We start from the raw sequence: 3,351 nt of genomic DNA, 5'->3' as shown, positions 1-3,351 counted from the left end.
CCGCGAAGCGGTTTAGTTCAACAGGTATTAGACCGCACGCTCTGATATTTGATGAACTCGCATGCACGTTCAACAATGTTATAACGCACGCCGCTTCCTCTCTAACCTGCTGAAAAACCGGCGCATTAAGTATAGCTCGGCAGCGTAACACTGATCATCGCGACAGATGCATAACACGGGAGAACGTGCCGGTTGCCTTTTCCGCCATGTCGGCTTTGGGTCAATAGCCGCCCTTCGTCTACTACATTGGCACACACCGCCCATAGGTCGCGAGCTGACGCCCCCTACTACGCTTTGATGCAACCAATCGTGGTTGTTTTGGCTCATGTACAGCCCTTTAATCGCGCAGACAATCTGCGCACCTGCGAGACCCGTTGCCCAGTAAAGCGTGGGTCGAAATTCCCGATCTCGGGGCACGCTACCGCCCGGCAGGCCCACAGGGAGCCGCCATCCTGGCCGTCGCGGGATATAAAAGTCGCCATATGGCAGCCCATCCCTACGGAAACATCCAGTAACATCAAGGCTACCAAAGATTCCTTCGGGTTGTGTAGCCGGATACTGAGGAGAAAGTGGTAGGAGTGTGGTGCCCATGGTCGGCCGGCCTCAGCCGGTCCGGCCTTGCGACCCCTGCTCAGGGCTTGAAGTGCTGCTCGTCGTTGATGCGCTGGCGCACCCGCGAGGTCTCGTAGTAGATCTGCTTGCGGGCGCGGTTCTGGTTGCCCAGGGGGCGGTGCTCGGGCAGGGCGTGCCAGGGGTTGATGGTAAGCTTCCGGGCCAACCGGTCGCGGGCATCGGTGGCGAATTCCTGGCGAGGGAGGCGCAGGCGGGCGACCGGGACCTCCGGCGAGGTCCAGATCACCGAGGCGTCCTCGATGGGCATGGTCATCGGGTCCTCCTGGAACTGGATACGCAGTTCGAAGACCACCTCCTCGTGCGCCTCCAGGGTGCGGACCATGGCCTGGCGCAGGTAGTCGTCCGGTGCGGGCAGCGGCACCACCGATCGGGATTCCAGCATCGGCACGAAACGGTACTTGATAGCCCGCCCCTTGCCGAAGAGGTAGGGCACACAGCTCCAGTAGCTGACCTCGAAGGGGCTGCCCTGGGCCTTGGCATGCAGTGCCTGCAACAGCATGTCGGTATAGTGGGAATCGAAGGGATTCAGGAAGTACCAGGTCGGCAGGCCCGCCCCGATCAGACGCTGCAGCTTGGCGTTCTCGTGGACATCCGGAGTGGTGAAGGTCGGGGCACTGATGCCGGAGAAATCCTGGGTGTTGGCCTCGTCATCGAGCAGGGTCTCCCCCGGCACGCCCAGCACCTTGACCCCCAGGCTGAGCACGCCATTATTGCGGATATCCGGCGTCACCCGCGGCCCGGGCGCGCGGAAGAGACCGCAGCGCAGCTCGTCGGGCAGGTCCAGCACCTCGAACTCGGCGGCGAGCAGGCCATAAGTCTTGGTGTTGCCGGCGCGCTCGGCGGTGCCGTGACGGTAGGTGCGCAGCAGGAAGGCGCTCATCTGCTCGGTGATCTGCCGGGTGACCGCCTCCTCCCCCGGCAGCACACGCTCCTCGGCGATGGCCAGATCGGCATCGATGGCATGCCGTCGGCGCCGTCGCTGGATCAGCGTCTGCAACCCACGTGTCGCCGGCCACTGGATGAGCCGATCGACACCGTTGCGCAACCGGGTGGCCCGCCGAGACAGGGCTATGCCACGCTCCAGGGCGGCATTGAGCCAGCGTCCGGTGTGCAGCCACCAGGTATCCGGCAGCAGTGTCGCCGGCGCCGTGGGCGCGCTGACCGCACTGGTCAGATTCCGCGGCGATGACGCCAGGTAACGAAGGGCACGCAGGCCGGGCAGGAAGAAGTAGGCGCCGCCGCGCATCTGCACGAAACGCGGCAGGTCGTGGTAACGCCGGCGTACCGGTGCATCCGGGATTGTGAAGGCCGAAGCACCCTCGACGCGCTCCCCGATGAGCGGGTCGGTCTCGCCCTGCAGGCCGGCGAAGTTGGCATTGTCGACCCAGGTATGCTGGACGAACTCGAACTGACGGCTGAGATCGGCGTTCAGGCAGAGGAAATGCAGTCCACGCTCGACACCGTCATCACCGGCGGCCAGCAGTTCCTCGGGTGCCAGACCCTCGACCAGCGGCGGCCCGTAGGTGCGCCCACGACGCAGCAACCGGTGGCGGCGATTGATGGCCAGGGAATCGTCGCTGCCCGGCTTGGGGGGCAGCATGTCGCGGGGATTGGTGCGTCGGATGTGGGCACCCAGCGGGCACTTGAGCCCGTCGGCGTCCTCGTGATGGTAGCCGAAGTCATTATCGGTGCCCTCGCCCTTGGGGCGCTCCGGGGCCTTGACCAGCGGCTGACCGTCGGGCCAGCGCCCCACCATCTTCGCCGCCAGGGCCACCCGGTCCTCGGTGTCCGGTGCCTTGCCCTCCAGCCAGGACCAAAAGCCCGAAACGTCCTGGCTGAGCTGACGGAACACCAGGTAGCTACCGTTACGCCCCAGATCATGGAGATCGCTGTCCTGTTCCACTTCCGGCAGAAGGTCGTCGGGGTCCTCGATGGGGTCGACCAGGGGGCGCATGGTGATCTGGTCGCGGGCATTGGCATAGCCGAGGACGAACTCCCCCGCCGGTACCCGTTGCCGTTCATCCTGACTGGCGGTGATCGGCCCGGAAGGCGCGGCGCATGGCATGCCGCAAGACAATGGGCGCCCTGGCGGTCTGCCCCCTCCTCATACCGCGACCGGTGTGCGATCAGGGTGTCGCCGGCGTGCTCGACACTCCCCATCCTCCTGGGAAGGATGCGGCAGGTCTCGAAGAGCCTCTCGGACTCCCGCCGCAGGCCGGCATTCAATGAAATCGACATGAAAACTCCCCAGCGGTTGCCTGAAAGGGGGAAAACCACCATCGTCGCGGATGGCGACTCGTCCTCTCAGCGTAGCCAATTCCGCGTCATCCGCCGCTGTGGAATGTGCTCATGAAAACCTCAGTGATCTTGTCCTGACCACTCCGCTTCTGGCGTGTATGCTGGAATGACAAAAAAGGAGCCACTGGTCCAGGATCAGGACGCCACCCACCTGCAGGAGACAAGCAAGATGGCAGATACATCGAAAAACGAGGTATTCAAGGACAATCGCGTCAGAGGGCTGGGGGCCGTCGCCGCGGTCGCCCTTGTCTGGGCGCTTATCGCCCAGACCAGCCTCAGTTCCACCAACGACGAGGTCGCCTCACTGGAGGATCGCCTGGAAGCCGTCCAGGCGGAACGTCAGGCCCTTTCCGGCCAGGTCGAGGAATTGCAGACCGCCGCCGGTAACGTCGATACCTTGCAGGAAGACCAGAGCGAGCT

At 64.1% G+C, this 3,351-nt stretch carries 1 protein-coding gene and 1 pseudogene; one reads left to right on the top strand and one right to left on the bottom strand.

Annotated elements, in window-relative coordinates:
• Nucleotides 1-631: 631 nt before the first annotated feature.
• Complete coding sequence (locus ACESMD_RS10620; protein WP_372612961.1) at nucleotides 632-2,698, bottom strand: hypothetical protein; 2,067 nt, start codon at nucleotides 2,696-2,698, stop codon at nucleotides 632-634.
• Nucleotides 2,699-3,100: 402 nt separating this feature from the next.
• Here ACESMD_RS10620 and ACESMD_RS10615 point away from each other — a divergent pair.
• Nucleotides 3,101-3,351, top strand: a pseudogene (locus ACESMD_RS10615) (hypothetical protein); the annotation flags it as partial.

Source organism: Halomonas sp., assembly GCF_041689495.1.
In the GTDB taxonomy this organism is placed as follows: domain Bacteria; phylum Pseudomonadota; class Gammaproteobacteria; order Pseudomonadales; family Halomonadaceae; genus Halomonas.
Note: the sequence above shows the minus strand (reverse complement) of the source record. Positions and strands in the feature narration are given on the sequence as shown.